Here is a 23,950-nt window from a genome sequence, read left to right as displayed (position 1 = left end):
TCAACGATTTAACCTTGAGTCTTATCCGTCTGCTTTTCAGGCTCGATAATAGTCGTCGCGCCGATTTGCGGTGGGGCCTTAGGTGCCTCGTCATCTTCAGACATGCCTTTTTTAAAGCTTTTAATGCCTTTCGCGACGTCGCCCATCATATCGGAAAAACGACCCTTGCCGAACAAAAGCAACACCAGAATACCGACAATCAGCCAATGCCAGATGCTAAAACCGCCCATTTCAAACTCCTAACGGGGCAAAGCCCGGATAATGCGAACCCAGTTGTCGCGTCTCATTATCCTATTTAAGCTTTGTTTTCGTTAATTTCCAGTTCGCTGTCACTTTCTTCGTCGCTAAACAGCATATCGCCCATCGCTTCATCGATTGGATCAAGCAACCCAGCGGCTTTCAGGTCAGCAAGGCCGGGCAAATCTTTCCGGCTAGCCAAGCCAAAATGCGTCAAAAAGCCAGGCGTCGTTGCATAAATCAGCGGACGGCCCGGCACCTCGCGGCGGCCAGCGGGCCGAACCCATCCTGCCTCCATCAACACATCGAGCGTCCCTTTGGAAATCTGAACACCGCGAATGGCCTCGATTTCGGCGCGGCTGACGGGTTCGTGGTAGGCAATGATCGCAAGAGTTTCGACCGCGGCGCGGCTGAGCTTGCGGTTTTCTTCGCGTTCACGGCGCAACAGATGCGCAAGATCGGGGGCGGTTTGAAAATGCCAGCTCTTTCCGCGTTGAACCAGTTCGATGCCGCGACCCGCATAATGACCGGCAAGCTGTTCCAATGCCGCCGCGACGTCGACATTGTCGCCGACATAGGCCCGAATTTGTTCGGCAGTCATGGGTTGATCGCTGGCAAACAAAGTGGCTTCAACCGCGCGGATATCAGCATCGATCCGGGTCATTATGCCTTCATCCTGAGCATCAAGGGCGCGAACATTTCCTCCTGCTGCAAATCAACAACGCCGCGTTTGGCAAGCTCAAGCGCGGCGACAAAGCTTGAGGCGAGCGCCGATTTGCGCATGGCTGGATCAGCAAATACCGGCAAAAACGCCTCAATCGCGGTCCAGTCAATCGCCTGACCAATCATCGCCGATACGCGCTCCAACGCTTCTTCAAGCGTCATCACCTGGCGGCGTTTGACAATATGCAATGCCGGCTGGCTGCGCGCATTGATCTGGCCATAAGCGGTAATCAGTTCAAAATAGTCGCACGCCCACGCCCGCGCCTTTACCACGCGCAGGCCTTCGGGATTGCCGCGCAGGAAAATATCGCGGCCAATCCGGTCGCGCGCCATCAGCCGCGCGCCGCTGTCGCGCATGGCGTTCAACCGCTCAAGCCGCAGTTGCAGGCGCAAGGCCAATTCCTCGGGCGATGGATCAATCGTCGGGTCCTTGGGCAGCAGCAATGCAGATTTGAGATAGGCAAGCCACGCCGCCATCACCAGATAATCGGCGGCCAGTTCCAGCTTGAGCGCGCGCGCCTCGTCGATGAATATCAGATATTGTTCGACCAGCGCCAATATCGACAATTGCCTCAGATCGACCTTCTGGTTGCGGGCTAGCGCCAGCAACAGGTCAAGCGGTCCTTCCCAGCCGTCAATGTCGATGGTCAGGACATCGGCGTCGCCTGCGCTCGAACTGCTCTCGTCGCGGAGGGCTTCCTCCTCGTCAAAGAGCATTGGCCCGGTCATGCCGCGCCGGTGGCCCCATCGGTCAGCTTCGCGTTTGTGTCCACCAGCGCAAGCAAACTGTCGCGTTTGTCGAGCAAATGTGCGAGCCGGTCGGCGTCAAATGCCACAGGCGGCAAAGTCATCGCGCGGTCAAGCCTAGCGCGGGCAGCAGCGGTGATGTCGGGCAAGATGTCGGCAATGGCCACCATCTCGTCAAACCGGCCCCAGCAATTGAGCGCAAGGTCGCAGCCAGCCTGAACACATTTTAGCGCGCGGCTCGCCACATCGCCCTGCAGCGCGTTCATGTCGAGATCGTCGCTCATCAACAGACCGTCAAAGCCCACGCGCTGGCGGATAATATGTTCGATCACAAATGGCGACATCGTTGCGGTGTGCTGATTGTCCCAGACGTCGTAGACGACATGCCCGGTCATCCCCATCGCGGCGTGGTTCAATGCACGAAATGGCGCAAGGTCCTGCTCAAGCTCCACGTCGCTTGCGGTTATATGGGGCAGGTCGTGATGCGTATCGACAACGGCGCGCCCCTGCCCCGGCATATGCTTTACCACGCCAATGACGCCGCCCAAAGCGAGACCGTCGAGAATGTGTCGGCCAAGCGATGCGACGCGCATCGGGTCGCTGCCCAAGGCGCGGTCGCCGATGGCCGAATGGGTTTCGGGCACGCGGACATCGAGGACGGGCAAGCAATCGACATTGATACCGACTTCGTTGAGCGACAAGGCAATGGCCTCTGCGTTGCAACGTGCGGCCTCCATCGCGGTGATGGGGGCGATGTCATACAGGGCATCAAAAGCGCCGCCTGCGGGGAAATCAGGCCAGACGGGCGGGCGCATCCGCGCGACACGGCCGCCTTCCTGATCAATAAGGATGGGCACATTGCCGCGGCCATGCACGTCACGCAAGCTGTCGGTCAACGCGCGGACCTGCGCCCGATCCTCGATATTGCGTTTGAACAGGATGTAACCGGCTGGTTCGACATCGCGAAACAGCCGTTTTTCGTCCTCTGTCAGCGTCAGGCCAGATAGGCCAAAAATTACCGGCTTCATGACGCGCAAGCTAGGGCCGCCGCCGCCCCAAGGCAAGCGCGCAGCGGCGGGAACTGGCCTTTTAGCTGTGTATAATTAGCGGATCGCGCCGAGGAAATCGAGTTTGCCCAATGGCACGCCTTTCATCCGTAGCAACGCATAAGCCATGCTGAGATGGAAATAGAAATTGGGAATGGCGAAACCGTGGACATAATTGCTGCCGGTAAAGGGAATGTCGCCGCTTGGCGTGGTGAGCACGACCTTTGCGTCTTCGCGGCCTTCAAAGCCATCGGCTGAAACATTTTGCAGAAAGGCAATCGCCTTGGCAACGCGGGCCTGAACGTCGGCGTAGCTTGCTTCTTCGTCAGCCCAAGGTTCATTTTCGACTTGGCCGACACGCACGGCAAGAAATTTCGCAGTATCGGTTGTCATCTGAACTTGGCGCGTGAGCGGTGCCATATCGTCAATCAGTCGGGTATTTAGCAATTCGGCGGGATCGAAGCCCTGCTCCGTTGCAAAAGCCTCGCCCTTTTCGAGCATGACGGAGAGATTTTTCAGACCGCGCACAAAAGCGGGGATGGACACGTCATATAATGCAGGCATGTGAAGCTCCTTTAAAAGATGCGCCGACATAAGTTGCAGATTGCAACTTTTCAATCGGAAAAACCGATTTTCCTCCTCATCGACTTGCGATGGGGAGGGGGACCGCGCTGAAGGTGGGGTGGAGGGGAGTGCCACGTCAATTGCACCTCCGTCATCCCAGCGAAGGCTGGGATCCATCGCGTCTGACAATAAGACACAACGTGCCTTCGCCTGTATCTGAAATGCGTGATGGATCCCCGCCTGCGCGGGGATGACGAACGGGAATTAGCAGATGCGAAAAAGGACTAGCGCACAATCAGGCAGTTCTCGCCCGCCGCCTTCAGCTTTGCGCATAATTGCTGCGCGTCGGCAGCATTTGCAGTTACGGCCTGCAGTCGGAACACGGTCCTGCCACCCTCCACACTGGCCTGGGCTATTTTGCGGCTGGTGCCCGCAAGAAAGCCGAAGCGCTTGTTCAGCGCGGCCCAGGCTGTGTCGGCCTTTGCGGAGTCGCCATAAGCGCCAAGCTGGACCATGACGGCATTGGCCGGAGTGGCATCGGTTATTGCGGCAGTTATGGGCGCGGCTTTGCTTGGCGTTGGCGCAGCAACTGGCGTGGCTGGCGGCGGCGGTGCCAGCACGGCGCCAGTTTTCTGGCCTTCGCTTGCCGCAAAGGCAGAATCGCCTTCGCCTTCAAAGCTTTTGCCGCCGGCATCCAGTGGCTTTTCTTTATAATTGCCCTTTGGTGCAGCGATCAGCTCACCCGTGCCGTTTGCGCCGCCTGTCGGGTTACGCTGAATCCAGTAGATACCGCCAACAATGGCCGCGAGCAACACAAGGCCAGCAATCACCATGAATGCAACCTTCAGTGGCGATCCGCTATCCTCGACGTCATAGCCATCAGCGGTTTCGAGCCAGGGCAGACGATCATTGTCGTCAAGATTGAACCCGTCGTCGTTGCTGTCACTCACGCCACTTCCCCATATTTTACATATTATATGCCGCTTCGACACCCATCAATCGCAGACCGTTGCGCAAGACTTGCCCGATATTGGTCGCCATGAAAAGCCTTGCGCCAGTCAAATCGGGATTCTGTGCCAATATGAACCGCTTATCGGGCTGGTCATTGCCCAAGTTCCAATAAGCATGAAGTCCTGCGGCCAAATCATTGAGATAAAACGCAATTCTATGCGGTTCGCCTGATTTCGCAGCGGCTTCGACGATGCGTGGGAAATTTGCGGCTTCACGGATGAGGCCGATTTCCGCATCGCCAAGCAACGCGACATGCGCGGCATCGGGGCCAAGCCCTTCGCCTTCTGCCTTGCGCAGGGTCGATGCAATACGCGCATGGGCATATTGCACATAAAATACAGGATTGTCTTTCGACGCCTCAACCACCTTGGCGAAGTCGAAATCCATCTGCGCGTCGGATTTGCGCGTCAGCATCGTGAAGCGGACGACATCTTTGCCGACTTCCTCAATAACTTCAGCCAGCGTCACAAAGCTGCCTGACCGCTTCGACATTTTAACGGGCTCACCGCCGCGCAGCAAGCGCACCATCTGCACCAGCTTGATGTCGAAGTCGATTTTGCCATCGGTCAGCGCGTTCACCGCCGCTTTGATGCGCTTGACCGTGCCCGCATGGTCCGCGCCCCAGATATCGATCATCGCATCGACACCTTGGCTTTTCTGGAAATGATATGCGAGGTCAGCGCCGAAATAGGTCCAGTTGCCGTTCGATTTCTTGATTGGCCGGTCCTGATCATCGCCAAATTGTGTCGAACGGAACAGCGGCAGAGTCACTGGCTCCCAATCCTCGATTTCCTTGCCCTTGGGTTTTTCGAGTTCACCGTCATAGACGAGGCCCCGCGCGCGCAGTTCCTTTTCCGCGACATCGGCCTTGCCAGCTTCATGCAATTCGGCTTCGGACGAAAACAGGTCGTGGTGGATGCCAAGCAAGGCGAGGTCGGCCTTAATCATTTCCATCATTTCAGCGACCGCCGCCTTGCGGAAAAGCGCAAGCCATTCGCTTTCGGGCGCAGCGACATATTGGTCGCCAAACTGTTCTGCCAGATGTGCGCCAACGGGAATGAGATAATCGCCGGGATAAAGGCCTTCGGCGATTTCGATCGTTTCGCCTAGCGCCTCGCGATAGCGCAAATGCGCTGAACGGGCGAGGACATCGACTTGTCCACCGGCATCATTGATATAATATTCGCGAATGACGCGGTAACCGGCAAATTCGAGCAGCTTCGCCAAGGCGTCGCCGACGACCGCGCCCCGGCAATGGCCCATATGCATGGGGCCAGTCGGATTGGCGGAGACATATTCGATATTCACAGACTTGCCGTCACCAAGATGAGAGCGGCCATAATCGTCACCTGAGGCGGCAATCGAGCGCAGTTCATCAAGCCACGCCGACGCGTCCAGCCGCAGGTTCAGGAAGCCCGGACCAGCGATCTCAACCGCTGTGACGCCTGCGACCTTGGCGAGCTCAGCGGACAAAGCTTCGGCCAGTGCGCGCGGATTGGTTCCAGCTGGCTTGGCGAGCACCATGGCCGCGTTTGTCGAGATGTCGCCATGCGACGAATCGCGCGGCGGCTCTACGGTCACATTTGCGCGGTCGAGGCCAGCAGGCAGGCTTCCGTGCGCAACAAGAGCGTCCAGCGCATGGTCGACATGCGCTGCATATTGTTCAAAAAGGGTCATGACTTTGCCTTGAAATTAACGCGGATCACCGCGTGACATTATAACGCAACTGATCTTCGGTCAGTTGGAATCCGATGAGCATTTCAAAGCTTGATCGGACGACAGCTGCGCGCACTTCGGGGTCGGCCATCGGGTCAAGCGCAGCGTCAGGGTCACCTGGCTTGCGCTTCTTGGTGATCTTTTGCACGATCTCGGCTGGCAGGCTCGCCGACGCCTTGTCGATATAACTTGCTGCCTGCGCCGTGGATGATGCGCGCTGCTGGCCATCGGCAAACTGGATTGTCACCTGCCCGACCCGCTTGGCGACAACCGCGCTGCCGCCCTGAATTACCGTGCTGAAATAGGGCAATGTCACCGTCCGGCTACCGCGCGCGTCACTGCGCCGCGCCTGAACATCAAAAGAGGCTTGCGAGTAAATTTTCTCGCCGCCTTCGTTGCAGTTGGGCCGGATATTGGTGATCGTTGCCACAACATCAATGGCATTTGCATCCTGGCTATTTGTCGGATTGAAGATCGTCACATCACCTGTTCCATCGGGTATGGCAACCATAGGGCAGCCCGAACGCGTGACGTTGACGCCAACACCAGCGCCGATATCCAGTTCGCCATCGCGCGAACATCCTGCCAGTGCAGCTGAAGCAATACAGATGGTCAGGGCTTTGGCGGCGAATTTCATAAAGGGTAATCCTCGGGTGTCATTGCTTGGGTCGCGGGTGCGAAAAATATGCGTTGGTCCTTATCCCCCCAGCGCGTGAGGCGCAACAGGGGAAAGGTCTTGGCGGATGCAGCGTATCTATCTAAAGGACATTGCCGATGACTGAACAAAACACCCCGAAAAAATCGCTCCGGCTGCTTCTTGCTGCACCACGCGGATTTTGCGCTGGCGTTGACCGCGCCATACAGATTGTCGAACTCGCGCTCGAGCAGCATGGCGCGCCCGTCTATGTTCGCCACGAAATTGTCCATAACCGCTATGTCGTCGACAGTTTGAAGGCCAAGGGCGCGATCTTTGTCGAGGAACTTGATGAAGTGCCCGATGGCGGTCATGTCATATTTTCCGCGCATGGCGTTCCCAAATCGGTCCCTGCGAACGCGCAGCAACGCGGCCTTGCTTATTTTGATGCGACCTGCCCGTTGGTTTCCAAGGTCCACCGGCAGGCCGAGCGCCAGGTTGAAGCAGGCCGCCATATCATTTTCGTCGGACATGCCGGACATCCTGAAGTCATCGGAACCTTTGGCCAGGTCCCGCCGGGCGCAATGACTCTGGTTGAGACCGCCGACGACGCGCGCACATTAAATCCGGTTGATCCCGCCAATCTCGCGTTTCTGACGCAGACCACTTTGTCGGTCGACGATACATCGGAAATTGTCGCAATCCTTCAACAGCGCTTTCCCAACATCGTCGGACCAAAGGGCGAGGATATTTGTTATGCGACGTCGAACCGGCAGGAATCGGTGAAGGCAATTGCGGGGCATTGTGATCTTGTTCTGGTCATCGGCGCGCCAAATAGCTCTAACTCGCTTCGGCTTGTCGAAGTTGCGGCCCGCTCTGGTACCAAGGCATATCTTGTGCAGCGCGCCGAGGAAATCAGCCTCAACTGGTTTGACGATGTAAACACGCTCGGCCTGACTGCGGGTGCCTCGGCGCCCGAGGTGTTGGTCCGCGAAATCATTGACGCGCTTGCGCAGCATTTCGATCTCGACGAACAGCAGGTGACCACCGCTGAAGAGACCGTCATTTTCAAACTGCCACGCGAACTTGCGGGTGCGGCGGGCTGATTTGGCCGTTTATACGCAGCTTGGCCCCGAACAGGTTGGCGCATTGCTGGCGCGATATGATGTAGGCGAACTTGTGGCGCTGAAGGGCATCGCCGAGGGTGTCGAGAACAGCAATTATTTCGTTCAGACAACGCAAAGCCGTTTCATCCTGACCTTATATGAAAGCCGGGTCGATCCTGATGATTTGCCGTTTTTCTATGCTTTGTTGAAACATTTGCATGATGCAGGCTGCAAGGTTCCGCAATTCATGGCTGACCGTGAAGGCCAGTGGTTGCAAAATGTGGAAGGCAAGCCTGCCTGCCTGATCGAGTTTCTCGACGGCGTGTCGGTAACTCAGTCAACGGCAGCGCAGGCGCGTTCAACCGGCGCGGCGCTTGGGCACATGCATGATGCGCTGACCAACTTCACTTTGTCCCGGCCCAACAGCCTGGGTGTTTTAGCGTGGCGGCCGCTTGCAATGCGCTGCACCGAAAAGGGTCTGGATGCGATCTCGGCTGGCCTCGCGGCGCGGATATTGCGCGAATGCGATTTTCTGGAGGCGCATTGGCCAGTAGATTTGCCAGTTGCAGCAATCCATGCCGATCTGTTTCCGGACAATGTCCTGATGCTGGGCGATGATGTTACTGGCCTTATCGATTTCTATTTCGCGTGCACCGAAATCCGGGCCTATGATCTCGCGGTCACGCACAGTGCGTGGTGCTTTTCCCATGATGGCGCCCATTTCGATGAAGAGGTTAGCGCTGGCTTGATGGCTGGCTATACCGCCCGCATGCCGATCGATGCGCAGACGCAAGCTGCCCTGCCAGTCCTTCTTCGTGGCGCATGCTTGCGGTTTTTGCTTACCCGTTGCTATGACTGGATCAATACCCCTGCTAACGCACTTGTGACGCGCAAGGACCCGCTGGCATTCTTGCGCAGGCTGGATTTTTACAGCGACGCCGGACAGGTCCAAAATATATTGAGGCATGGTTTGTGAAGCAGCTTGAGATTTTTACCGATGGCGCCTGCAAGGGCAACCCCGGCCCGGGCGGTTGGGGCGCAGTTATCCGCTATGGTAAACATGAAAAGGAAATATCGGGCGGCGACCCCGACACCACCAACAATCGGATGGAATTGTCCGCCGCCATTCACGCGCTCAAAATCCTGATCGAGCCGTGCCACGTCAAATTGCACACTGACAGCAAATATGTGCTCGATGGCATTACCAAATGGATCCACGGCTGGCAGCGCAACGGATGGAAAAACGCGTCGAAGCAACCCGTTCGCAACGCTGACCTATGGCATGACCTGATCGAGGCGGTGGCGCGGCATCAGGTCGAATGGATTTGGGTCAAGGGTCACAGCGGCCATCCCGAAAACGAACGCGCTGACCGGTTGGCGAGTGACGCTGCCGAGGTTGCCGCAAAACGCTAAGCCCGATTTAGTTGAAACGCGCCGGGGCGTAAGTCGCGGCGTTCACCTGCGGCGGCGCTACGCATCGGTCATCAAGCAACGACGCAGCAAGCTGCGCCGCGGCGGGGGCGGTTTGAATGCCGAATCCGCCCTGCCCTGCAAACCAGAAAAATGCGTCATGCCGCGCATCGCGGCCAATCACGGGCAGTCGGTCAGGCGCGAAACTGCGCAACCCTGCCCATTTATGCTCCAGCCGCTTTATGTCCCAGTCGACCACTTGTTGCAGGCGGTCGATGGCAATGGCGACGTCGATTTCCTCGGGCGCGGCATCGCAGGCCGGGGTTGCGCTTTCATCATGCGGGCTCAACCACAGGCGCCCGCCCGTGTCGGGCTTGAAATAGAAGCTGCCGTCAAGACCGATCACAAGTGGCAAATCTGCGGGAACCTCGGGTGACACCACAAGCTGCGCGATGGTGCGGCGATATGGTTGGATACCCAATGCGCTTATGCCTGCAATCCGCGCGACATCATCTGCCCACGCCCCTGCCGCGTTGACAATCATGCGCGCAGAACAGTTAAAAGTACCAGCCGTGATCTGCCATGTGCCGTCCTGCCAATAAGCGCGCTCCAGGCGACTGTTGCAATGCAGCTGAGCGCCTTGTCGCTTTGCCTGGCGCAAATAAGCTGCGTGAAGCGCCGAAACATCAATATCGCAACAGGCGGGCTCCCACAGGCCGTTTGACCATTCGCTGCGCAGTCCGGGAACATGGGCTTCCAACGCGGCGCGGTCGCTGACTTCGATATGCACGCCGCTTGCCGCAAAGTCCGCGAGCATATCAGCCGCGAGCGGCGTCTGTTCTGCAGTGCCGATATGCAGCGCACCGCGCGGGTGCATCAATGGGCCGTCGTGGAAGTCTGCGGGTGGTTGCAACAGGAAAGGCCCCGATGCCGTCGTCAGTGGCTGCACCCCCGGCCCGCCATAGCATTCATCCCAGAAAGCGGCTGAGCGGCCAGTTGAATGGTAGCCGGGATGGGCCTCTGCCTCAATCAGCACGACCGCGTGGCGTGCGGACAAATGGGCGGCAAGGCTTGCACCAGCGATGCCGGCACCGATGATGGCAAAGTCGAAATCGCTCATGTTCGCGGCGCGTGCGCATCCAGAAAACTGTCGATCCGAGCAAGGCACTGGTCACGCACAGGATCGGCCTCACGCAACAGTTCATGTGCGGCTTCTTTCCCGAAGATAAGTGTTTCGGCGTGCGGCAAGCGCTTTGCGTCGGTGAGAACGCGCGGCGTGCTGACCAATTGATCACCCGTCGTCGCGAGCAGCAAGATCGGCGTTTGCACCGCCTCAAGCAATCCCGGCGCATCCAGCATGCGGATGGACGCAATCGCGCGTTCGACCCAGTGCCAGCTTGGCGGACCCAATTTGACCTGCGGGCGCAGATGCCACCACGCAATCTCGTCGGCGTAGCGGTCGTCATCATGCGTCAGCATTTTGCCGCGCATGTTCATCGGCGACATCGGTTTTTCACTTACTTTCCACGCGGCAACTTCGCCCTTGCCCAGTTTCACCATCATCTTGGCAAAGGCGTGGTTAAGCCCGAGCGGCAAGCCGCCAGTCTGAATACCGAGCATCGGTGCGCTCATCACAACTGCGTCTGGGTCAATCGCCTTTTCCACCAAAGCGCGCATCGCAAGATGCCCGCCCATGCTGTGCGCCAGGACCACATGCGGGCCGGGGGTTTCCTGTTTCCAATTGCCCCAAAAACCGCGCAGGTCGGTAATCCATGTCGCAAAATCGTCGATATGGCCGACTTGGCGGTCGTCCAGCAAGCGGCCGGAATCGCCCTGCCCGCGCCAGTCGATAGCCGATACCCGCCAGCCGGCGGCAGCATAATACGCTAGAGTCTCCAGATATTTTTCATAATGGTCGCCGCGTCCGGGCAGGAACAACAACGATCCGCGCGGGTGCGTTGCCCCTTGCCAATCAATGCGTCTGATGGCCCAGCCGTCGGCTGCATGCCACAGGCTTTCCACTGCTTCAGCAGGGACAATGCGTCGGTCCATGGACTTATGATGTGTGGGCATGCTTACCTTTTGGCAATGTTTCACGGTTAATGCTGCGCAGATGACCAGTAACTTTCTCGCATACGCAACGCTCGGCGGCTTGGCAATTGCGCTATTATTTTCGATTTATACCGACATCAGATATCGTCTGATTTACAACAAGGTAACACTCGTCATTGCACTGGGCGCGCCGGCATTCTGGTATGCGACGGGCGGGTTCAATGTACCTGATATCGGCATCCACCTTTTGACCGCCGCGATCACCTTCGCCTTTTTCGCGCTGGCGTTCCATTTTGGCGCGATGGGCGGCGGAGATGTGAAGCTTTTTGCGGCATTAGCGCTTTGGTTTCACTGGATTGAGGTCATCCGACTCATTTTATATGCGTCTATTTTAGGGGCATTGGTAACCATCATTTTCGTCATCATTCACAAATTAAAACAACGCGATGGGCGTTCGCGCATACCCTATGGCGTTGCCATATCCCTAGCAGGACTGTGGATAGCCGGTGAACGGATTTTTAACCATTTTACGTGAAATAGCATTCTTCAATCAGGGCACCACTCAGGGGACAATTCGTCATGGATAGGAAAAAAGTCGTATTGCTGGTGGCTGCGCTTTTAATCGCAGCGATCACTGCGTTTATGGCACGCAGCATGTTCACCGGCGCTTCGGCACCACAAGCAGCGGCCGCAGCGGCGCCAGCGCCAGTACCGACCGGACCGAAGGTTTTGGTCGCAACCCGCGCCTTGCCTCCGGGCACGCTGATCACCGCCGACAGTGTGCGTTACCAGCCATGGCCCAAGGAACTTGTCCAGGCCGCCTATTTTAATGAAGGTGACGAAGGCGCGTCGATCGATAGCCTTGTGGGCACAGTCGTCCGTAACGCAATTACCGCAGGCCAGCCATTGACTCAAGGTTCGCTGGTGAAACCAGGCGATCGCGGATTCCTTGCTGCAGCGCTTGGCCCAGGCATGCGGGCCGTCACTGTGCCGGTATCGGCGTTAACTGGTGTTGCCGGATTTGTCTTCCCCGGAGATCGCGTCGACCTCGTCCTGACACAAAATGTCAACGCAACCAACGGCCCCCCGCTCAAGGTATCGGAAACCATCGTGCGCAATCTGCGCGTCCTTGCGACCGACCAGCGCGCTACCCCGACCCTTGATGACAAGGGCAACACTGTTGTGACAGAATATAAGCTCGTCACGATCGAAGCGACACCGCGCATTGCGGAAAAGATTACTGTTGCCCAATCAATCGGGACCATCAGCCTCTCTCTGCGCGCTTTAACAGATAATGCCGCTGAACTCGAACTGGCAATGGCATCGGGCGAGGTCAACATTCCCGAAGGCGCAACCGCCGAAGAAGAACAAGCGATCATGCGTCAGGTCACCCAACGCCCAAGCGCCGGACGCAGCACATACGCCACAGGCGGCGATGTCTCGCGGTTCCAACGTAGCAGCGTGCCGGCCCAGATGCCAATCGCAGTCGCGGCAGAACAGGCGCGTACGGAAAAGCAAGTCGCAAGAATCATGAAAGGTCCAGTTGTCCGCGTATCGCGTGGTGGTGCTGTGACCGAAATCGATATCAGCCGGAGATAACAACATGGCAACTTTTACCAAAATAAAGTCGGGCTTTGCCGCAGTCGCGCTGACTGCTGCCATGTGCACCTCGGCTCTGGTGGCCCTGCCATCGACCGCCGCCGCGCAGTCCTCCAAAGACGGAAAATTGCTTGTTCTGTCTATCGGACGTGGTCAACAGGTCAATCTGGGATCAAACATCACCGACGTGGTTGTTGCTGATCCAACGATCGCTGATGTCGAAGTCAAATCCGGCCGACAGATTTACATCTTGGGCAAGGGTCCGGGCGAAACGACGGTCTATGCCACCGACGCCGCAGGCCGCACAGTGTACGAGGCAACAGTGCGCGTCGGGAACAACATGGACTCTATCGCGCAGATGCTTGCGATTGCCATGCCGGACTCCGACATACTGGTCACGACGATGAACGGCGTTATTTTGTTAACAGGTACGGTTGATCAGCCTGAAGAGGCTGTCGAGGCAGAAGCTTTGGTCAAGACCTTTACAGGTCCCGGCACGCAAGTCGTCAGCCGCTTGAAAAACGCCACCCCGCTGCAGATCAACCTGCAAGTGCGGATTGCCGAAGTCAGCCGATCACTGTCGAAGGAAATCAGCGGCAACCTGCAAACGTTTAAAAGCGGTTTGGATAACAACGGCCGACCTTATGCTTATGGCGTTGCGCAAGGTCGCGACTTTATAAGCGATGCGAACCAGCTGGTGTATCCGGCAGGTACAAGCACAGTTGCAGCGCTTGGTCGTTTGTTCGGCCTCGACATCGGCGCCGCTTTCGATATGTCGGAAAAGGCGGGCCTTGTTTCGACCTTAGCCAACCCGAACCTCACAACTGTTTCGGGCGAAACCGCCGAATTTCTCGCAGGTGGGCAATTCCCGGTCGTCACATCATCCAACAACGGCACCAGCGTTGAATATAAGAATTACGGTGTCAACCTGACCTACACGCCTGTCGTGTTGGCAGATGGCCGCATATCGCTGCGCGTACGTTCCGAAGTGTCGGATATTTCGTCACAAGGCGCGATCCGTATTAACGGGATCGAGGTTCCTGCCACCACAAACCGGATGGCCGAAACAACGGTTGAACTGGGGTCAGGCCAAAGCATGATGATTGCGGGCTTACTCAGCAACCAGATGGGCAGCTCAGTCTCGAAAATGCCGGGCGCAGGCGACATTCCGATTTTGGGTGCATTGTTCAAATCCAATGGCTGGCGCCGCAACGAGACCGAGTTGATGATTGTCATCACCCCCTATCTCGTCAAGCCAGTGTCGGAAGGCCAGCTGGTGTTGCCAACCGACGGTCTGCATTCACCGAATGACCTGGAACGCGTTTTCCTTGGCAAAATGTCAGAGAACAAGGGCGACAAAACGCGCCCGATGCCAAGCATCGCGCCATCGGTGTCCAATGGCCCCGAACTTGGTTCGGTTAGCCAATCAACACTAAAACTGTCCGCAGCGCCCCAATTGGACGCATCTGCCCCGGCAATCGCATCTGCATCTGCGGCCGCAACCAGCGGCCCCGGTTTCAGCTTCGATAACTGACCACAAGATCCAGGAGACGATAAATGATGAAAGCTACATTCCTGATCGCCGCTAGCCTGACATTGGCCGGTTGTGGGGCAACGACGTCCAACACATCGATGTATTCGGTGCATCAGCCCGTGGTCGAACGCACAAATTATGTCATCGACCTCGCGTCGGACGGCAACGGCATTGCTTCTGCGGACCAAAACCGCCTGAACGAATGGTTCGACGCGCTTGGCCTTGGTTATGGTGACCGGATTTCCATCGACAATGGAGATGGCTATTCCAGCACTGAAGCTGCGAATTTTGTGGCTGCTGCAGCCGCGAAACGCGGCATGTTGATCACAAATACCGCGCCGACAACGCCCGGTGCGATTGCATCCGGAAACATTCGGGTTGTGGTAACACGTTCGCAAGCGTCCGTCCCATCCTGCCCCGATTGGAGCACGACGAGCGACAGCAATTTCAATACCGCCAACCACAGCAACCACGGATGTGCGACAAACTCCAACCTGGCAGCGATGGTCGCCGACCCCGAAGATTTGGTCCGTGGCCGCGAAAGCGGGCGTCTTGACCGTAACAGCGGAAAAGCAGCCGTCACGACATATAAAACTAAGACGGGAGGCAATTGATGAACGCGCCTTGGAAATCCGGTGTCGCCGGAACACGTGACCCAATCCACGCTTATGTGTGTGATGACCTTACACTTGAAGTCATCCGCGGCGTTTGCGACGAAATGGGTTGGAGCCAGGACAAAGCATATAAGGGCGGATTGCGCAATGCGACCCAGTCTCTCTCGGTGTCCACCAGTCCACAAATTCTGCTCGTTGACCTGTCTGAATCGGGTGATCCGATAAGCGATATCAACAGTCTTGCCGAAGTGTGTGAACCCGGCACCATCGTGATTGCGGTGGGTCAGGTTAACGACGTCCGGCTATACCGTGACCTTTTGATGTCCGGTTTGCAGGACTATCTGCTCAAGCCGCTTAGCCCTGACGCGTTGCGCGATGCCTTTGCCAATGCGCAGACGATGCTGAATGCCCCAAAGCATGAAGATACAAACGCAGACCGGCAACATTTGTCGACCGCCGTGATTGGGACCAGGGGTGGCTCAGGTGCATCGACGATCGCTGCGTCGCTGGCGTGGACCTTTTCGCAAGGTCAGGGTCATCAGACCGGACTTCTGGATCTTGACGTCCATTTTGGTACCGCTGCATTGGCGATGGATCTGGAGCCAGGCCGCGGCCTGACCGACGCCATTGACAACCCAAGCCGGATCGATGGCCTGTTCATTGAACGGGCGATGATTAAGGCCAATGAGCGACTCTCCATTTTGTCGGCAGAAGCGCCGATGAACAGTCCTGTTCTGACCGATGGTTCGGCCTTTTATCAACTACAGGAAGAGTTTCGCGCTGCGTTCGACAGCACGGTTATCGACATGCCGCGCAGCATGCTCATTGCTTATCCGCACTTGATGCATGACGTAAACGTCGCAGTCGTCACGACCGAATTGACGCTTGCTGCGGCCCGCGACACCATTCGGGTGCTCGCGTGGCTGAAACAGAACGCGCCGCAATGCAAAGTTCTTGTGGTGGCCAATAATGTGCAAAGTGCAGTCGTCGAAATTACCCGTAAGGATTTCGAAAGCACTATTGAGCGCAAGTTGGATATCATGCTTCCGGCCGAAATCAAGGCTGTCGCGCAGGCCGCGAAAGTGGGGCAACCCGTGGTCGAGGCCGTGCGTAGCAGCAAGCTTTCATCGGGAATTATTGCGCTGGCGGAAATGATTTCCGGCAGCCTTGCAGAACTTCCCGAGACCGCCGCGGCAACCGCCAAAGGCAAGCCCAAGAACGCGGTTTTTGCGGGTTTCAAAACCATGTTGAAAAAGAAGTAAAGCGGCAAGCGCCTTAGGGCATAACAGCAGAGCGAACGACCATGCAGTTTTTGATTATCGGCGCCGGAGTAATCCTGTTTTTTGTGTTGCTGGCTATTGCATTTGCTGGCCCCAATACCAGCAAGTCCACGGTCAGGCGCCTGGGTGCCATAAAAATGCGCCATTCAGACAGTGCAGACGCACGCGTCGAACAACAAATGCGCAAAGCTGTGGCCTCGCGGCGTCCGGTGATATTTACCGACGGCCGCCAAATCAGCCGCACTGACAAACTGCGCTTGCGGCTTGCCCAGACCGGCAAGAAATGGACGCTATCACAATATCTTTACGCTTCGGGCGGGGTTGCCTCCGTTGTGCTCGCATTATTGGCGCTAAAGGGTGCACCCTTATTCCTGGCGTTGTTTGCAGGGCTGCTGCTTGGTGCAGGCCTGCCGCACATGGTCGTCAATTTCTTCATCGCGCGACGAATTAAGAAGTTCACCTCGAGTTTCCCTGACGCAATCGAGCTGCTGGTGCGCGGATTAAAATCGGGTCTTCCGGTCGGCGAAACGCTCGGCGTGGTGGCACGCGAAGTACCGGGGCCAGTTGGCGAAGAATTCAAAATGGTCACCGAGAAAATTAAAATCGGCAAGAGCATGGAAGACTCGCTTCAGGAAACTGCGGACCGGTTGGGTACTGCTGAATTCCAGTTTTTTGTGATTACATTGGCGATCCAGAGAGAAACCGGCGGCAACCTGGCTGAAACATTGGCGAACCTTGCCGACGTGCTGCGCAAACGCGCGCAGATGAAACTGAAAATCCGCGCAATGTCCTCCGAATCCAAGGCTTCGGCATATATCGTCGGGTCGTTGCCATTCTTCGTGTTCGGCATGGTGTGGATGGTCAACCAGGAATATCTTGCGGGCTTTTTCTACGAGCCGCGGCTGATCATCGCCGGGCTTGGTGGCGCAGTGTGGATGGGACTTGGCGTGTTCATCATGGCCAAAATGGTCAGTTTCGAAATTTAAGTTGGGGGTGGAATAACGAACATGACCAATGCTGGTGGACCTCAACTTATGGGCATCGACGTTTTGTGGGTTGCGACGCTGCTTTCTGCAGTAGCCTGCATGGCGGTGATGATAGCGATCTATTCTGCGGTGACGGTGCGCGACCCGATGATGAAGCGGGTCAAGGCGCTGAACGAACGGCGTGAACAGTTAAAGGCCGGTATTACGGCGACCACGTCCAAAAAGCGTGCGCAGCTGGTTCGGAAAACCGAAACCACAGACAAGATGCGGCAGCTTTTGTCCAAGCTTCAGGTGTTGCAGGACGATCAGGTCAAGGCCGTGCAGCAAAGGCTGGCACAGGCAGGCATCCGGCGCAAAGAACTCGCCGTAACTGTGATTTTCTGCCGCATGGTGCTCCCCATCATCATCGGTGGAGGCGTTGGCCTTTACATCTATGGTCTGAATGGCACACCCGAATGGGGCGCGTTCAAAAAATTGATGGCGTTTTCGGCCGCCACGATCTTGAGCTATAAGGCAGCGGACATCTACCTGACCAACTTGGTCACGAAACGCACGGCGGCCATTCGCAAGGGACTTCCTGACGCGCTTGATTTGCTTGTGATTTGTGCCGAGGCGGGTCTCACGGTTGATACGGCGTTCAACCGCGTCGCAAAGGAACTTGGCCGGGGCTATCCCGAGTTGGGCGATGAATTCACCCTTACCGCAATTGAGCTTGGATTTTTAACCGAGCGCCGTACCGCGTTTGAAAATCTCGCTTACCGCGTCAATCTTGACTCGGTGCGCGGCGTGGTGACCACCATGATCCAGACCGAAAAATACGGAACGCCGCTTGCATCGGCGCTGCGCGTACTGTCGGCCGAATTCCGTAACGACCGGATGATGCGCGCAGAGGAGAAGGCGGCGCGCTTGCCAGCCATTATGACTGTTCCGCTCATCCTTTTCATTCTGCCGACTTTGTTCATTGTTATTCTTGGACCGGCGGCCTGTTCGATCTCTGACGCGTTCTCGAAACAGCAATAAAGCCATTATGAAGGGACTGCCTTCGGGCAGTTCCTTCAGCCGGTGCACACTTTCTGTTCAATAGCGCCAAAGATGCTGTGGCCTGCGTCGTCCTGCACCTCAATCCGCACGACATCACCATCCTTTAGAAATGATGTCGCCATGTCGCCGGTCTGAATTTTTTCGACCATACGTACTTCGGCAAGGCAGCTATAGCCAAGGCCGCCATCGGCGACGGGTTTGCCCGGCCCACCATCTGCATCACGGTTCGATACCGTGCCGGAGCCGATGATTGACCCTGCCCCGATGTTCCGCGTCTTGGCAAGATGGGCGATCAATGTTCCAAAATCGAAAGTGCAATCGTCGGAAGCAACCGCGCGGCCAAAAGGCGCGCCGTTGAGATCAACATTCAAGGTCCGGTGCAGCTTGCCGCCCTGCCAGTAACCCCCAAGGCTTTCGGGTGTGACAAATACCGGCGACAACGCGCTGGCGGGTTTGGACTGGACAAAGCCAAAGCCCTTTTCAAGCTCGGCGGGGATCAGGTTGCGCAGCGATACATCGTTCACCAGCCCGACCAGCCGCACATAAGACAGCGCGTCTGCCGCGGACGTTCCACGAGGCACATCTCCTGTTACCACAACAATCTCTGCCTCAAGGTCGCAGCCCCATGCCTCGTCGGCCAGAGTTATATCGTCGCGCGCGCCCATAAACTCGTCCGATCCGCCCTGATACATCAAAGGATCATGCCAGAAGCTATCGGGAAGTACCGCGCCGCGTGCTTTGCGGACCAGTTCGACGTGATTGACATAGGCCGAACCGTCCGCCCACTGATATGCGCGCGGCAATGGCGCAGCGGCGTCATGTTCATGGAAACGCTCGCGCGGGATGACCGCATGCTCCAGATCGGTCGCCAGTGCCTCCAGCCGGGGAGCATATTCTGCCCAATCATCCAACGCTGCCTGCATCGTCGAAACGATGTGCGCGGCATCGGCATACCAGGCAAGATTGCCGGAAACGACAACAAGGTGCCCATCACGGCCCGACTTCAACGATGCAAGTTTCATATGAGGATCTCCAGCTTTTGTCCTTCATGCAACGATATTGCAGTTGCGGCAACCGCTGCTCTGCGTTTAGACGTCATGCGATGGGACTGAGGACGGCAAAAACAAGGTTTGCACAGACAGCTGTGCTGGCGCTTTCGCTTTGTGTGACTGGCTCCGCCTTCAGTCAGCCAGATATGTTCAATACCGTAGAAGCTGCCAGAAATGGCTGGTCCATGGAACAGAACCGTTCGGCAAGTTGGTATTTGTCGCAGCATAAGAAAATGGCGAGCGCGATTGCGGCGCTTCAACCACAAAAGCCGGGCGTTGTGGACGCGTATGTCATTTCGATTGGCCTAGATTCCGACTCGGTATTCGCGCGGGAATCGGCCGAAGCGGCGAAGGTGCTTGCACGACGCTATGGAGCAACGGGCAAGACCCTTTACATGTCGGCAGGCGCAGACGACCAAGCGACAGGCCCACCGCAAGGGTCGCCCTCCAACCTTGCAACAGCCATAGCCGCAGTCGCAAGCAAGATGGATGCGCAGGAAGATGTCCTGATATTATATGCAACAACCCATGGCGACCCCGTGTCGGGCCTTGCATACCGGGACAAGATGGACGGGGCTGGTATGATCGCGCCGCAACGGCTGTCTGCTTTGCTTGATGATGCCGGTATTAAACGCCGGATGGTCGTGCTGTCAGCCTGTTATTCAGGGATATTCATTCCGCTGCTCACCAATGATCAAACGGTCATCGTGACGGCGGCATCATCGCAGCGCACATCCTTTGGTTGTGCGCCGGGCAATGACTGGACGTTTTTCGGCGATGCACTGGTCAACAATGCCTTACGCAAGCCGCAAAAATTTGATGCCGCGGTGGCCGAAGCGGCGCAGCTGATTTCGTCTTGGGAAGGCATGTTGAAATTGACGCCATCACGACCACAGGTCTTCATCGGCGACAACGCACGAATTTGGCTTGATGTGCTTGAGCAAAAAATGCCAAAAACCCCATCGCCAAAGGTCGGGCGCCCATCAATTTCCAGCGATTGATCGCAGCACGCCTGTCTTAACCGAGTTCCGCCACACGCGCTCGTAACTGCGCCAGCATATGTTCAAGCATTTTTGCCTCGCCGCTGCCCAATATTTTCTCAAGTTCCGCTTCCAACTGGATCGCTTCGGGCACGATTTGCTCATATAGGTCGCGCCCTGCGGCGGTCAGCGCGAGATGGTGTGACCGGCCGTCTTTCGTATTGGGCACGCGGCTGACCAGCGCGCGTTCTTCAAGCGCCTTGCACGCGCGGTTGACGGTTACCTTGTCCATTGCGGTTGCCGCAACAAGCTGCCGCTGCGTTGCGACCTCCGCTTCACCCAACAACGCCATGACTCGCCACTCGGGAACCTTGAGCGCAAACTTGCCGCGATAGGCGCGTGCAATCAGGTCGCTGACTGCATTCGACGTGATCGATAATTGATACGGCAAAAATGCACTTAGCGTCAGTTTTTTCTGCCGCATGCGCTTAGCGTCCGGTAACCACGGATGCGGAAACATCCTGCGCCAACATTAATCCGGTTTCACTTGGTCGGGATGCGCAGCGATAAAGGCTGGCAGTGCCGTAAGAGCGGCATCAATCCGTGACAATTTGGGAAATCTGTCCAGCGGCGTGTCCACCCTGCGCGCATTGGCCATTTGCGGGACGAGACAAACATCGGCAAGGTTGGGCAAATCGCCGCCGAACAAGCCGTCATCGGGTGCCATGGCCTCCAACGCATGAAAGCCTTCGAGGATCCAGTGCCGATACCATGTGTCGACGGCCTCCTGCGACTGGCCCATTTCGTCTTTCAGATATCGCAGCACGCGCAGATTATTGACCGGGTGGATATCGGCGGCAATTATCAGCGCTTGCGCTAATGTCTTGGCACGCTCCACCGGAGCGGAGGAAACCATCGCCGGGTCGGGATAATTGGCATCCAGATAATCGATGATGGCAAGGCTTTGTGTCAGGTCATGGCCATCAATCGACAGCATGGGTACAAAACCCTGCGGATTGCGTGCGACATAGGCTGCTGCCTTTTGTTCATTCTCCAACAGGCTGGTTGGCATGCGCGTATAAGGCACGTTCTTCAGGTTGAGAACAATACGCACGCGGTAGCTCGCCGAGGAACGCCAATAGTCGAAAAGGATAATGTCAGTCATAACCGAAGCAATTAGCATGGGACGCGCAAAAGGCAAAAGCATTGCAGCATGCTGTTGCGCGCGTTATGTCATTGTACAATATAAGGGACCACGCATGGATCACGTGAAAAAATGGATGATCGCCGCATGTTTGATTACGGCAGTGCCAGCGCAGGCCGCTGCGCCGATATCGGGCCGCTGGCTTACGCAAAGCAAGGATGGCGTGGTCGAAATCTACCAGTGCGGAACTGCGATCTGCGGAAGGATTGCGAAGTTTTTCGTCAACTCTCCGGCTGGACAGGGCGCGAAAGACGTCAACAATCCGAATAAGGCTCTGCGCGGCCGGACCATCTTGGGCATGAACATTTTGACCGGATTCAAAGCCGACGGAAATGAATATAAGGGCCAGATTTATGATCCAAAGTCTGGCAAAACCTATCGTTCAATCGTGTACAAAGGCAAATCCGGCAACCTTGTGGTCAAGGGATGCATCGGGCCTTTTTGTCAAGCGCAGACATGGACGCCGGCCGGGTAAAGCGCATTTCGGCACAGGCGCGGTAAAGCCGCATCTGGGCTTTGAACTGATCGGGATGTTCACGCCAATATCCCAGTTCATGCAGTTCCACCAGTGACAGCCGAAACAGTTCGCGTGCAGCGATAATCTGCACACTGGTTCCGTTCAAAAGCACGGTTTGAAGTTGCTGGCTGCGGAACTGCAGTTTTGCGTGTGCCGTAATTGTCATCGCCAATCCCCTCAGGGACTATAACGGCATGTGCAGGATGCTGTTTATGCGAAAGCGCAGGCTATGCCCGCAATTTCCATCCAGAACGGAGCAGAAAATAGCAAATCAGCGCCAGCGCGATGTTCAGGCCAAGCAACATCAATGCACCAAAGACAACCGGGCTATCCGCACTGCCGATGAAACCGTAACGGAACCCGGAAATTGCGTAGAAAAACGGGTTTGCGTGGCTAATCGCCTGAAAGGTGGGGGACAATTTGTCGACCGAATAAAAGGTGCCGGACAACAAAGCTGCGGGTGCGACGATGAAGTTGCTGACCGCAGCGGCATGGTCGAATTTCTCCGCCCAGATGGAGGTAAGCACGCCGATTAACGCCAGCATCACCGACCCCATCAGTCCAAACCACAATACCGCCCAGACATGTTCAGGGGTCACGTTGACGTTGGGCCAAAGCGCCATGGCGAGCCAAATGGTAGCGCCAACCAGAAACGCGCGGGTCACCGATGCCGCGGTGAGCGCGGCTAATACCTCTGCGTTGGACAAGGGCGGCATCAAATAGTCAACGATCGTGCCTTGAATCTTTCCTACCAATAAAGAGAAGCTGGAGTTGGCAAACGCGTTTTGCATCATCCCCATGATGATGAGGCCGGGCGCAATGAAGTCTGCGAAAGGCACGCCAAGAACGGTTGGCTTTACTGTGCCCAGTGCAACGGTGAATATGATCAGGTACAGCAATGTCGTGATGGCTGGCGCCCATACGGTTTGCAATTGTACCTTAAAGAAACGGCGGACCTCCTTCATATACAAGGTCTGAAGCCCGATCCAGTTCACGTTGCGGATATGACGTTCGCCGTCAGGCAGTTGAACAACGGGGTTTGCGTCCCTATCTGGACCTAGAGCGCTTTTATGGTGGATAGTCATCGCGCAATCGACTATCGGCTTGCAGCGATAACCGCAAGGCGCAAATGCGCCGCTTGAGCGGTATACAGAACTTCAACTTGGGAACGCATTTATGTCCTGGACCGACCAGCGGATTGATCAATTAAAGGCGCTTTGGGAAAAAGGCCTGACAGCGAGCCAGATTGCCGACGAGCTTGGCGGCGTGAGCCGTAATGCCGTCATCGGCAAGGCGCATCGTTTGGGCCTGAAATCGCGCCCCTCCCCTGTGAAAGCCAATGATGCCGATAAAAAAGCTGCGCCCAAAAAGCCGGTAGCGGCAGCACCCGCCAAGGTACCTGTTGCCGCGGCTCCGCTTCGCCCGCGCGCCTCTGCGCCTGTTGCGGAACCAGCCGCGCCAACGCGCGCTGACGATGCCGATGGCGATGTTGAAGCGCCCGCACCGCGAGTGTCGAGCATGCCGCGTATCGTATCAATTGGACCTGGCGGTTTCATGCGTCAGGGCCCCGGCGATCAGCAGGCCCCCATTCCGCCAGCACCGCCCCGCCGCCTTGTGCCGGCCAAGCCAAGCCCGGAAATGGCAGATAAAACGTCGCTGCTGGAATTGAACGAACGCATCTGCCGCTGGCCATTGGGCCACCCCGGTGAGGCCGATTTCCATTTCTGCGGCGTGCCTGTGAACCCCGGCTTCCCGTATTGCGTCGAGCATTGCGGCCGCGCCTATCAGGCGCAGCTTCCGCGCGGCGTGCGCCGTCCTCCGCCGCCAATGCCCTTCGGTGGTCCACGCGTCCGTTAGGCCGGACAAAAATATCCACAGACGATTGTGAAAGCTGCGTGCG

General features: G+C 56.9%; 28 protein-coding genes. 13 read left to right on the top strand and 15 right to left on the bottom strand.

Features of this window, described 5'->3' with window-relative positions:
- Window positions 1-8 precede the first annotated feature (8 nt).
- The 8 genes from ACLL9E_RS04650 to ACLL9E_RS04615 all read right to left on the bottom strand — a co-directional run bounded on the left by ACLL9E_RS04650 (window position 9) and on the right by ACLL9E_RS04615 (window position 6,681).
- Window positions 9-230 (bottom strand): twin-arginine translocase TatA/TatE family subunit, encoded by a 222-nt coding sequence (locus ACLL9E_RS04650; RefSeq protein WP_411290575.1) that lies wholly within the window; start codon window positions 228-230, stop codon window positions 9-11.
- A 65-nt stretch (window positions 231-295) separates the two neighbouring features.
- Window positions 296-901 (bottom strand): SMC-Scp complex subunit ScpB, encoded by a 606-nt coding sequence (gene scpB / locus ACLL9E_RS04645; RefSeq protein WP_411290574.1) that lies wholly within the window; start codon window positions 899-901, stop codon window positions 296-298.
- The gene (locus tag ACLL9E_RS04640; protein WP_411290605.1) at window positions 901-1,677 is read right to left on the bottom strand and encodes a segregation and condensation protein A; all 777 of its coding nucleotides are present in this window, start codon (window positions 1,675-1,677) and stop codon (window positions 901-903) included. Before ACLL9E_RS04640 ends, scpB begins: the two co-directional genes overlap by 1 nt.
- Before the next feature lie 8 nt (window positions 1,678-1,685).
- Window positions 1,686-2,735 (bottom strand): beta-N-acetylhexosaminidase, encoded by a 1,050-nt coding sequence (gene nagZ, locus ACLL9E_RS04635; RefSeq protein WP_411290573.1) that lies wholly within the window; start codon window positions 2,733-2,735, stop codon window positions 1,686-1,688.
- A gap of 75 nt (window positions 2,736-2,810) precedes the next feature.
- Window positions 2,811-3,317, bottom strand: a complete 507-nt coding sequence (locus ACLL9E_RS04630; RefSeq protein ID WP_411290572.1) for a DUF1993 family protein — start codon at window positions 3,315-3,317, stop codon at window positions 2,811-2,813.
- Between the two features lie 284 nt (window positions 3,318-3,601).
- Window positions 3,602-4,267, bottom strand: coding sequence for an SPOR domain-containing protein (locus tag ACLL9E_RS04625; RefSeq protein ID WP_411290571.1), 666 nt, complete (start codon window positions 4,265-4,267; stop codon window positions 3,602-3,604).
- Between the two features lie 16 nt (window positions 4,268-4,283).
- Window positions 4,284-6,005, bottom strand: coding sequence for an arginine--tRNA ligase (argS, locus tag ACLL9E_RS04620; protein ID WP_411290570.1), 1,722 nt, complete (start codon window positions 6,003-6,005; stop codon window positions 4,284-4,286).
- 25 nt (window positions 6,006-6,030) lie between these two features.
- On the bottom strand, window positions 6,031-6,681 hold the full coding sequence (locus ACLL9E_RS04615; RefSeq protein ID WP_411290569.1) for a hypothetical protein: 651 nt from the start codon (window positions 6,679-6,681) through the stop codon (window positions 6,031-6,033).
- Between the two features lie 137 nt (window positions 6,682-6,818).
- Between ACLL9E_RS04615 and ispH the strand changes: the two genes are divergently transcribed.
- The 3 genes from ispH to rnhA are packed head-to-tail and all read left to right on the top strand — an operon-like array spanning window position 6,819 to window position 9,197.
- Complete coding sequence (gene ispH / locus ACLL9E_RS04610; protein ID WP_411290568.1) at window positions 6,819-7,784, top strand: 4-hydroxy-3-methylbut-2-enyl diphosphate reductase; 966 nt, start codon at window positions 6,819-6,821, stop codon at window positions 7,782-7,784.
- Window position 7,785: 1 nt separating this feature from the next.
- Entirely contained in the window at window positions 7,786-8,760 is a 975-nt protein-coding gene (thrB, locus tag ACLL9E_RS04605) for a homoserine kinase (protein ID WP_411290567.1), read from the top strand.
- Window positions 8,757-9,197 (top strand): ribonuclease HI, encoded by a 441-nt coding sequence (rnhA, locus tag ACLL9E_RS04600; RefSeq protein WP_411290566.1) that lies wholly within the window; start codon window positions 8,757-8,759, stop codon window positions 9,195-9,197. The genes thrB and rnhA overlap by 4 nt, the downstream gene beginning before the upstream one ends.
- A 7-nt stretch (window positions 9,198-9,204) precedes the next feature.
- Here rnhA and ACLL9E_RS04595 read toward each other — a convergent pair whose 3' ends face one another.
- Together ACLL9E_RS04595 and ACLL9E_RS04590 are read right to left on the bottom strand one after the other, a co-directional pair.
- Window positions 9,205-10,314: an NAD(P)/FAD-dependent oxidoreductase gene (locus tag ACLL9E_RS04595; RefSeq protein WP_411290565.1), complete on the bottom strand. Its 1,110-nt coding sequence runs from the start codon at window positions 10,312-10,314 to the stop codon at window positions 9,205-9,207.
- A complete protein-coding gene (locus ACLL9E_RS04590) occupies window positions 10,311-11,267 on the bottom strand; it encodes an alpha/beta fold hydrolase (RefSeq protein ID WP_411290564.1) in 957 nt (318 codons plus the stop codon). Before ACLL9E_RS04590 ends, ACLL9E_RS04595 begins: the two co-directional genes overlap by 4 nt.
- Window positions 11,268-11,307: 40 nt before the next feature.
- Between ACLL9E_RS04590 and ACLL9E_RS04585 the strand changes: the two genes are divergently transcribed.
- From ACLL9E_RS04585 to ACLL9E_RS04555, 7 genes are read left to right on the top strand one after another with little or no spacing between them, the layout of a single operon-like run.
- Window positions 11,308-11,781 carry a prepilin peptidase gene (locus ACLL9E_RS04585; protein WP_411290563.1) on the top strand — a complete coding sequence of 158 codons (474 nt, stop codon included), beginning with the start codon at window positions 11,308-11,310 and terminating at the stop codon, window positions 11,779-11,781.
- Between the two features lie 44 nt (window positions 11,782-11,825).
- A complete protein-coding gene (gene cpaB / locus ACLL9E_RS04580) occupies window positions 11,826-12,845 on the top strand; it encodes a Flp pilus assembly protein CpaB (protein WP_411290562.1) in 1,020 nt (339 codons plus the stop codon).
- A gap of 4 nt (window positions 12,846-12,849) precedes the next feature.
- Complete coding sequence (locus ACLL9E_RS04575) at window positions 12,850-14,379, top strand: type II and III secretion system protein family protein (protein WP_411290561.1); 1,530 nt, start codon at window positions 12,850-12,852, stop codon at window positions 14,377-14,379.
- Between the two features lie 23 nt (window positions 14,380-14,402).
- The gene (locus tag ACLL9E_RS04570; protein WP_411290560.1) at window positions 14,403-14,993 is read left to right on the top strand and encodes a CpaD family pilus assembly protein; all 591 of its coding nucleotides are present in this window, start codon (window positions 14,403-14,405) and stop codon (window positions 14,991-14,993) included.
- Window positions 14,993-16,255, top strand: coding sequence for a CpaE family protein (locus ACLL9E_RS04565; protein WP_411290559.1), 1,263 nt, complete (start codon window positions 14,993-14,995; stop codon window positions 16,253-16,255). Before ACLL9E_RS04570 ends, ACLL9E_RS04565 begins: the two co-directional genes overlap by 1 nt.
- 41 nt (window positions 16,256-16,296) lie before the next feature.
- Window positions 16,297-17,259: a type II secretion system F family protein gene (locus ACLL9E_RS04560; protein WP_411290558.1), complete on the top strand. Its 963-nt coding sequence runs from the start codon at window positions 16,297-16,299 to the stop codon at window positions 17,257-17,259.
- Window positions 17,260-17,280: 21 nt separating this feature from the next.
- Entirely contained in the window at window positions 17,281-18,279 is a 999-nt protein-coding gene (locus tag ACLL9E_RS04555; RefSeq protein ID WP_411290557.1) for a type II secretion system F family protein, read from the top strand.
- 35 nt (window positions 18,280-18,314) lie between these two features.
- Here the strand turns inward: ACLL9E_RS04555 and ACLL9E_RS04550 are convergent, their stop codons facing one another.
- Window positions 18,315-19,322, bottom strand: a complete 1,008-nt coding sequence (locus ACLL9E_RS04550) for a fumarylacetoacetate hydrolase family protein (RefSeq protein ID WP_411290556.1) — start codon at window positions 19,320-19,322, stop codon at window positions 18,315-18,317.
- Window positions 19,323-19,534: 212 nt separating this feature from the next.
- On the opposite strand from ACLL9E_RS04550, the gene ACLL9E_RS04545 reads away from it, so the two are divergent.
- Window positions 19,535-20,350 carry a C13 family peptidase gene (locus ACLL9E_RS04545; protein WP_411290555.1) on the top strand — a complete coding sequence of 272 codons (816 nt, stop codon included), beginning with the start codon at window positions 19,535-19,537 and terminating at the stop codon, window positions 20,348-20,350.
- A 16-nt stretch (window positions 20,351-20,366) separates the two neighbouring features.
- Here the strand turns inward: ACLL9E_RS04545 and ACLL9E_RS04540 are convergent, their stop codons facing one another.
- Window positions 20,367-20,813, bottom strand: coding sequence for a MarR family winged helix-turn-helix transcriptional regulator (locus tag ACLL9E_RS04540; RefSeq protein ID WP_411290554.1), 447 nt, complete (start codon window positions 20,811-20,813; stop codon window positions 20,367-20,369).
- A 48-nt stretch (window positions 20,814-20,861) separates the two neighbouring features.
- Window positions 20,862-21,494 (bottom strand): maleylacetoacetate isomerase, encoded by a 633-nt coding sequence (maiA, locus tag ACLL9E_RS04535; protein WP_411290553.1) that lies wholly within the window; start codon window positions 21,492-21,494, stop codon window positions 20,862-20,864.
- A gap of 94 nt (window positions 21,495-21,588) precedes the next feature.
- Here maiA and ACLL9E_RS04530 point away from each other — a divergent pair, with 94 nt between their 5' ends.
- Entirely contained in the window at window positions 21,589-22,008 is a 420-nt protein-coding gene (locus ACLL9E_RS04530; protein ID WP_411290552.1) for a DUF2147 domain-containing protein, read from the top strand.
- Here ACLL9E_RS04530 and ACLL9E_RS04525 read toward each other — a convergent pair.
- Together ACLL9E_RS04525 and ACLL9E_RS04520 are read right to left on the bottom strand one after the other, a co-directional pair.
- On the bottom strand, window positions 21,953-22,216 hold the full coding sequence (locus tag ACLL9E_RS04525; RefSeq protein WP_411290551.1) for a hypothetical protein: 264 nt from the start codon (window positions 22,214-22,216) through the stop codon (window positions 21,953-21,955). The genes ACLL9E_RS04530 and ACLL9E_RS04525 overlap by 56 nt on opposite strands.
- 61 nt (window positions 22,217-22,277) lie before the next feature.
- Window positions 22,278-23,135: an ABC transporter permease gene (locus ACLL9E_RS04520; protein WP_411290550.1), complete on the bottom strand. Its 858-nt coding sequence runs from the start codon at window positions 23,133-23,135 to the stop codon at window positions 22,278-22,280.
- Between the two features lie 91 nt (window positions 23,136-23,226).
- Here ACLL9E_RS04520 and ACLL9E_RS04515 point away from each other — a divergent pair, with 91 nt between their 5' ends.
- The gene (locus ACLL9E_RS04515) at window positions 23,227-23,907 is read left to right on the top strand and encodes a GcrA family cell cycle regulator (RefSeq protein ID WP_411290549.1); all 681 of its coding nucleotides are present in this window, start codon (window positions 23,227-23,229) and stop codon (window positions 23,905-23,907) included.
- Window positions 23,908-23,950: the final 43 nt, after the last annotated feature.

Source organism: Sphingorhabdus sp. (assembly GCF_046596595.1).
Lineage (GTDB): Bacteria > Pseudomonadota > Alphaproteobacteria > Sphingomonadales > Sphingomonadaceae > Sphingorhabdus_B.
This window is presented reverse-complemented; position numbering and strand designations above follow the sequence as displayed.

Excerpts from the sequence above, each read along its gene's own strand:
- ACLL9E_RS04515 (WP_411290549.1), top strand. The coding sequence starts at position 23,227 with ATGTCCTGGACCGACCAGCGGATTGATCAATTAAAGGCGCTTTGGGAA.
- cpaB (WP_411290562.1), top strand. The coding sequence starts at position 11,826 with ATGGATAGGAAAAAAGTCGTATTGCTGGTGGCTGCGCTTTTAATCGCA.
- ACLL9E_RS04590 (WP_411290564.1), bottom strand. The coding sequence starts at position 11,267 with ATGCCCACACATCATAAGTCCATGGACCGACGCATTGTCCCTGCTGAA.
- ACLL9E_RS04545 (WP_411290555.1), top strand. The coding sequence starts at position 19,535 with ATGGAACAGAACCGTTCGGCAAGTTGGTATTTGTCGCAGCATAAGAAA.
- ACLL9E_RS04540 (WP_411290554.1), bottom strand. The coding sequence starts at position 20,813 with ATGCGGCAGAAAAAACTGACGCTAAGTGCATTTTTGCCGTATCAATTA.
- ispH (WP_411290568.1), top strand. The coding sequence starts at position 6,819 with ATGACTGAACAAAACACCCCGAAAAAATCGCTCCGGCTGCTTCTTGCT.
- scpB (WP_411290574.1), bottom strand. The coding sequence starts at position 901 with ATGACCCGGATCGATGCTGATATCCGCGCGGTTGAAGCCACTTTGTTT.
- ACLL9E_RS04525 (WP_411290551.1), bottom strand. The coding sequence starts at position 22,216 with ATGACAATTACGGCACACGCAAAACTGCAGTTCCGCAGCCAGCAACTT.
- ACLL9E_RS04630 (WP_411290572.1), bottom strand. The coding sequence starts at position 3,317 with ATGCCTGCATTATATGACGTGTCCATCCCCGCTTTTGTGCGCGGTCTG.
- ACLL9E_RS04650 (WP_411290575.1), bottom strand. The coding sequence starts at position 230 with ATGGGCGGTTTTAGCATCTGGCATTGGCTGATTGTCGGTATTCTGGTG.
- ACLL9E_RS04555 (WP_411290557.1), top strand. The coding sequence starts at position 17,281 with ATGACCAATGCTGGTGGACCTCAACTTATGGGCATCGACGTTTTGTGG.
- ACLL9E_RS04530 (WP_411290552.1), top strand. The coding sequence starts at position 21,589 with ATGGATCACGTGAAAAAATGGATGATCGCCGCATGTTTGATTACGGCA.
- ACLL9E_RS04595 (WP_411290565.1), bottom strand. The coding sequence starts at position 10,314 with ATGAGCGATTTCGACTTTGCCATCATCGGTGCCGGCATCGCTGGTGCA.
- ACLL9E_RS04550 (WP_411290556.1), bottom strand. The coding sequence starts at position 19,322 with ATGAAACTTGCATCGTTGAAGTCGGGCCGTGATGGGCACCTTGTTGTC.
- ACLL9E_RS04560 (WP_411290558.1), top strand. The coding sequence starts at position 16,297 with ATGCAGTTTTTGATTATCGGCGCCGGAGTAATCCTGTTTTTTGTGTTG.
- nagZ (WP_411290573.1), bottom strand. The coding sequence starts at position 2,735 with ATGAAGCCGGTAATTTTTGGCCTATCTGGCCTGACGCTGACAGAGGAC.
- ACLL9E_RS04575 (WP_411290561.1), top strand. The coding sequence starts at position 12,850 with ATGGCAACTTTTACCAAAATAAAGTCGGGCTTTGCCGCAGTCGCGCTG.
- ACLL9E_RS04615 (WP_411290569.1), bottom strand. The coding sequence starts at position 6,681 with ATGAAATTCGCCGCCAAAGCCCTGACCATCTGTATTGCTTCAGCTGCA.
- argS (WP_411290570.1), bottom strand. The coding sequence starts at position 6,005 with ATGACCCTTTTTGAACAATATGCAGCGCATGTCGACCATGCGCTGGAC.
- maiA (WP_411290553.1), bottom strand. The coding sequence starts at position 21,494 with ATGACTGACATTATCCTTTTCGACTATTGGCGTTCCTCGGCGAGCTAC.
- ACLL9E_RS04640 (WP_411290605.1), bottom strand. The coding sequence starts at position 1,677 with ATGCTCTTTGACGAGGAGGAAGCCCTCCGCGACGAGAGCAGTTCGAGC.
- ACLL9E_RS04565 (WP_411290559.1), top strand. The coding sequence starts at position 14,993 with ATGAACGCGCCTTGGAAATCCGGTGTCGCCGGAACACGTGACCCAATC.
- ACLL9E_RS04570 (WP_411290560.1), top strand. The coding sequence starts at position 14,403 with ATGATGAAAGCTACATTCCTGATCGCCGCTAGCCTGACATTGGCCGGT.
- ACLL9E_RS04585 (WP_411290563.1), top strand. The coding sequence starts at position 11,308 with ATGACCAGTAACTTTCTCGCATACGCAACGCTCGGCGGCTTGGCAATT.
- ACLL9E_RS04520 (WP_411290550.1), bottom strand. The coding sequence starts at position 23,135 with ATGACTATCCACCATAAAAGCGCTCTAGGTCCAGATAGGGACGCAAAC.